Genomic DNA, 4,264 nt, shown 5'->3' on the forward strand with positions numbered 1-4,264 from the left:
GCCAGCCCCACCGCGATCCACGTCACGACGTCCCCTCCCGCTCGGAGAGCGCAGCCGCCAGCGTGAACAGCAGCGCGTACAGCACGACGAACAGGACGCGTTCGAAGAGACCGAGCAGGACCATCCCGCTCCCCGCGCCCAATACCGCCGTGTGGCTCAACATGAATGCGCCGGAAGCGAATCCGGCGAGTACCGAGAGGCGACGCAGCGAAGGGCTCGGCAGGAATGCGCGGGAAACGAGCCAACCGGCGATCGGGAGACTCGCGAACATCACCGCGCCCGCGTACCTGTGCACCAGTCCGGTCACCGAGGTCGGGGCTCCGAGCGGGTCGGTCGGGAAGACCGCCACGACGGCCAGCCCCGCCGCCCACAGGCCGATGAGCACCGCCACCGGCCCCCGCCTCGGCAAACCCGAGCGCACCATGCCCACCAGCAACGCGATCGACCCCACCGCCAGCGCGAGTGCGGTGAGACCCAGCAGCCAGGTCCCACCGGAAACGGAGACGTAATCGCTGATCGTGTTCTGGACAGGGCTGATCGTACTGCCGGACGAGAGGTGCAGGTAAACTACGGGAAAAGGCGAGACGACGAGTGCGGCAACAGCCAGCGCCCGCGGCGCCGCGACTATTTCCACCCGGTTCTCGTCCACACGGAGATAATGGCGGAATGATCCATCCGGGGATATCGGGAAGTCCCCCCACACGACCCTGGAGCTTCCTGGAGAACCCTGGTGGGGCCCGCCCCACCCCCATTGGCCTACGCTGCCCTTCGTGAGCCCGAAACCCCATCGCCCTGCCGTGGAAGTGTCGGGGCTGGTGAAGCGGTACGGCGCCAAGACCGCGGTGAACGGCCTCGACCTCGTCCTGGAGCGGGGCAGCGTGCTGGCGCTGCTCGGCCCGAACGGCGCGGGCAAGACGACCACCGTCGAGGTGTGCGAGGGCTTCCGCGCCGCCGACGCGGGTCAGGTGCGCGTGCTCGGGCTGGACCCGTGGCGCGACGGCGACCGGCTGCGGCCCCGCGTGGGCGTGATGCCCCAGGGCGGCGGCGGGTACCCCGGCATCCGGGCGGACGAGATGCTGCGGCTGGTGGCCGCGTGCGCCGCGAACCCGCTGGACCCGGCCTGGCTGCTGGAGGTCCTCGGGCTCGACGGCGTCGGCCGCACCACGTACAAGCGGCTGTCCGGCGGGCAGCAGCAGCGCCTGTCGCTGGCGTGCGCGCTCGTCGGCAGGCCGGAGCTGGTGTTCCTGGACGAGCCGACGGCGGGCATGGACCCGCAGGCGCGCAGGCTCGTGTGGGACCTCGTCGCGGCCCTCAAGGCCGACGGGGTGAGCGTGCTGCTGACCACGCACCTGATGGACGAGGCCGAGGCGCTGGCCGACCACGTGGTGATCGTGGACAGCGGGCGGGTGGTCGCGCAGGGCAGCCCGAGCGAGCTGACCGCGCACGGCGCCGACGAGCAGCAGCTGCGCTTCCGCGCCAGGCCGGGCCTGGACACCTCGCTGCTGATCGCCGCCCTCCCCGAGGGCATGGGGGTGCGCGAGACCGTCCGGGGCGCGTACCTGGTCGAGGGCAAGGTCGACCCGCAGGTGGTGTCGACCGTGACGTCGTGGTGCGCCCAGCAGGGCGTGCTCGCCGAGGAGCTGACGGTGGCCAAGCGCAGCCTGGAGGACGTGTTCCTGGAGCTGACCGGCAGGGAGCTGCGGTCGTGAGGTTCGAACCGGGCACCTTCGCGCCCGCGCCGGGCAGGGCCCCGCTGGGGCGGATGCTGCTGGCGCAGGCCAGGACCGAGACGGTGCTGACGCTGCGCAACGGCGAGCAGCTGCTGCTGACCCTGATCATCCCGCTGGGGCTGCTGGTCGCCCTGACCCTGGCGACGGTGCTGCCGGTGCCGGAGCCGAGGGTGGCGTCGGCGGCGGCGCGGGTGTTCGCGCTGGCGGTGATCTCGTCGGCGTTCACCGGGCAGGCGATCGCGCTGGGGTTCGACCGGCGCTACGGCGTGCTCAAGCGGCTCGCGGCGACCGCGCTGCCGAGGTGGCTGCTGGTGGCCGGGCGGATCACCGCCGGGTTCGCGGTGGTCGTGGTGCAGATGGCCGTGCTGGGCGTGACGGCGCTGCTGCTCGGCTGGTCGCCGACCGCCGCCGGGCTCGCCTGGGCGGCGCTGCTGGTGGTGCTGGGGACGCTGGCGTTCGGCGCGCTGGGCGTGCTGCTCGGCGGGGCGCTGCGCGCGGAGGTCGTGCTGGCGCTGGCGAACATCGTGTGGTTCTTGTTGTTGCTGGTCGGCGGGGTCGCGCTGAGCCCGGACTCGATGCCGTCGGGCGTCGGCGCCGTGGTGAGCCTGCTGCCGTCGGCCGCGCTGGTGGAGGGCCTGGAGGCCGCGCTGGTGCGCGGGACCGGTCCTGGCCTCGGGCCGGTGGCGGTGAAGGTGTCGTGGGGCGCGGTGGCCGGGATCGCGGCGACGCGGACGACGAAGCTGAGCTGAGCCGAGCGGTACCGACGTTTCCCGAGAGCGGGAGCGCCCCCCAGGTGGGCGCTCCCGCTCTCGGCTTTCCGGCCCCGTTTCACCCGTTCTCCCCCGGAATCACCCGTTGAGCGGTCACGATGTGGGCCGATCACACGGGGGACGGCCTTGGGGGGCGTGCTTTGTCAGCGGATTTTGAGCAGCTCGTCGCGCAGTTCGAGCGGTTCCAGGCGCGGATGACCCGCGTCGAGGGGCAGTTCGCGGGTGTCGACGACATGCGGCAGCGGTTGGCCGAGCTGGAGGTCGCGGCGACCTCGGCGGACCGGTCCGTCACCGTCGTCGCGGGCCCCTCCGGGGCGGTCCTGGACATCAGGCTCACCGAGCAGGCCGTGCGCAAGCCCGCGCACGCGCTCGCGGGCGAGCTGATGTCGACGCTGCGCAAGGCGGTCGCCGAGGCGGCGCGCAGGCAGGCGGGGATCGTCGACGGGGCGCTAGGCGAGGCGTTCGGCGACGACCTGGACCTGACCGAGCAGGTGCTGGAGACCCAGGCCGAGCTGTTCGGCATGTCCAAGGAGGAGCTGCGGGCGGTGACCGCCGACGAGGCGACCGCTCCCCCGCAGCAGGCCCCGCCGCGCCCACCCGGTCCGCCCGTGCCACCCGCGCCGCCTGCTCGTCCCGCGCCACCGCAGGGGCCGACGCCCCCGCCCGCCCAGCCGCACCCCGGCAGGCCGCAACCCGGAGCGCGGACCGGCAAGCCCGAACCGGGCAAGCCACGGGGCCGTGGAGCACAGGGCCGTGAAGCGCAGGGCCGTGAGGCGCAGCAGGAGGACTTCTCCGAGCGGAACTTCATGAACGAGGGCTGGAAGCAGCAGCCGAAGCCGCAGGCCGGTCCCGGAGGCGAGCAGAACGACCGCTTCCTCAACCTCTACGACGACGAGGACGGGCGATGAGCGGCGGCTTCAGCGTGGACCCTGCGGAGCTGGAGGGCTTCGCGGGCGCGGCCGACGGGCACGCGGGCACGGCCGGGCAGATCAAGGGCCTGGTCGACCGGGCCGACGTCGGCGACAAGTCCTGGGGCGTCGTCGGGCTGTTCGTGAAGAGCACCTACACCGGGATGCTCGGTGACCTCAAGGAGCTGTTCGGCGACCTGGAGGAGGGCCTGCGGGGGGTGGGTGAGCGCTTCCGGGCGACCGCCGAGGACTACCGGGGCCCCGAAGAGGCGATCCAGCGGGCCTTCGACGGCATCGACACCGGAAGCGGCGGGAGGTAGCGCGTGGCCGAGGAGAAGGTGGAAGCGGGCGGGGTCGAGATCACCGTCGGCGAGAAGACCACCGGGGAGAAGGCCGCCGAGGCCGCCCTGTTCTACGGGAACTACCTGAAGACCGCCGAGGCGGCGAGCAAGACCGGTGAGCCGGGTGGGGATCAGGCGCTCACCTCGGATGCGTCGGCGCTGATCCAATCGGTGGGCACCTCCGCCACGTCCATCGCGATGGACCCGCTCGGCTGGCTGATCGGGCAGGGGCTGAACTTCCTGATCAGCGTCGTGCAGCCGCTGGAGGACGCGATCCACTTCGTCAGCGGCGACGGTCCCGCGCTGGCGCAGGCGGCCGAGAACTTCAACGCCATCGGCGAGGGCGTCGCGAAGCTGCGCGAGTCCTTCGACCGGGACCTGAGCGGCAAGGTGCAGGGCTGGGAGGGCGGGGCCGCCGAGGCAGCCGCCGAGCGCCTGGGGCAGTTCGCGGGCGGTGTCGACGGGGTCGCCGGGCACGCCGGTGAGCTGGCCCAACTGCTCCAGATCTCCAGCAT

5 protein-coding genes and 1 pseudogene are annotated in these 4,264 nt (G+C 72.7%); 5 read left to right on the forward strand and 1 reads right to left on the reverse strand.

Annotation, left to right across the window (positions count from 1 at the left end):
* Positions 1-22: 22 nt before the first annotated feature.
* Positions 23-649 carry a DUF998 domain-containing protein gene (locus ACTUAL_RS15415; protein WP_232520008.1) on the reverse strand — a complete coding sequence of 209 codons (627 nt, stop codon included), beginning with the start codon at positions 647-649 and terminating at the stop codon, positions 23-25.
* Between the two features lie 121 nt (positions 650-770).
* Here ACTUAL_RS15415 and ACTUAL_RS15420 point away from each other — a divergent pair, with 121 nt between their 5' ends.
* The 5 genes and pseudogenes from ACTUAL_RS15420 to ACTUAL_RS15440 form a co-directional block, all read left to right on the forward strand.
* Positions 771-1,709 (forward strand): ABC transporter ATP-binding protein, encoded by a 939-nt coding sequence (locus ACTUAL_RS15420; protein WP_440900744.1) that lies wholly within the window; start codon positions 771-773, stop codon positions 1,707-1,709.
* 53 nt (positions 1,710-1,762) lie between these two features.
* The gene (locus tag ACTUAL_RS15425) at positions 1,763-2,479 is read left to right on the forward strand and encodes an ABC transporter permease (RefSeq protein ID WP_440900747.1); all 717 of its coding nucleotides are present in this window, start codon (positions 1,763-1,765) and stop codon (positions 2,477-2,479) included.
* A 161-nt stretch (positions 2,480-2,640) separates the two neighbouring features.
* Positions 2,641-3,408, forward strand: coding sequence for a YbaB/EbfC family nucleoid-associated protein (locus tag ACTUAL_RS15430; protein ID WP_440900745.1), 768 nt, complete (start codon positions 2,641-2,643; stop codon positions 3,406-3,408).
* Positions 3,405-3,728 (forward strand): WXG100 family type VII secretion target, encoded by a 324-nt coding sequence (locus tag ACTUAL_RS15435; RefSeq protein WP_440900746.1) that lies wholly within the window; start codon positions 3,405-3,407, stop codon positions 3,726-3,728. The genes ACTUAL_RS15430 and ACTUAL_RS15435 overlap by 4 nt, the downstream gene beginning before the upstream one ends.
* Before the next feature lie 3 nt (positions 3,729-3,731).
* Positions 3,732-4,264: pseudogene (locus tag ACTUAL_RS15440) on the forward strand (hypothetical protein); the annotation flags it as partial.

It is taken from the genome of Actinosynnema sp. (genome assembly GCF_052038725.1).

Excerpts from the sequence above, each read along its gene's own strand:
- ACTUAL_RS15425 (WP_440900747.1), top strand. The coding sequence starts at position 1,763 with ATGCTGCTGGCGCAGGCCAGGACCGAGACGGTGCTGACGCTGCGCAAC.
- ACTUAL_RS15435 (WP_440900746.1), top strand. The coding sequence starts at position 3,405 with ATGAGCGGCGGCTTCAGCGTGGACCCTGCGGAGCTGGAGGGCTTCGCG.